Source organism: Sporosarcina luteola (assembly GCF_023715245.1).
GTDB classification, from domain to species: Bacteria; Bacillota; Bacilli; order Bacillales_A; family Planococcaceae; genus Sporosarcina; species Sporosarcina luteola_C.
On record NZ_JAMBNV010000041.1, the window covers coordinates 1 to 255 of the forward strand.

The following is a 255-nucleotide window of genomic DNA, read 5'->3' on the forward strand; positions in this document are numbered from 1 at the left end:
TAACCTTCCAGCACCGGGCAGGCGTCAGCCCCTATACGTCACCTTACGGTTTTGCAGAGACCTGTGTTTTTGCTAAACAGTCGCCTGGGCCTATTCACTGCGGCTCTCTCGGGCTTTAACACCCTACACAGAGCACCCCTTCTCCCGAAGTTACGGGGTCATTTTGCCGAGTTCCTTAACGAGAGTTCTCTCGATCACCTTAGGATTCTCTCCTCGCCTACCTGTGTCGGTTTGCGGTACGGGCACCTCCCGCCT

1 rRNA gene is annotated in these 255 nt (G+C 55.7%); it reads right to left on the bottom strand.

Annotated elements, in window-relative coordinates:
* Window positions 1–255, bottom strand: a 23S ribosomal RNA gene (locus M3152_RS17910); the annotation flags it as partial.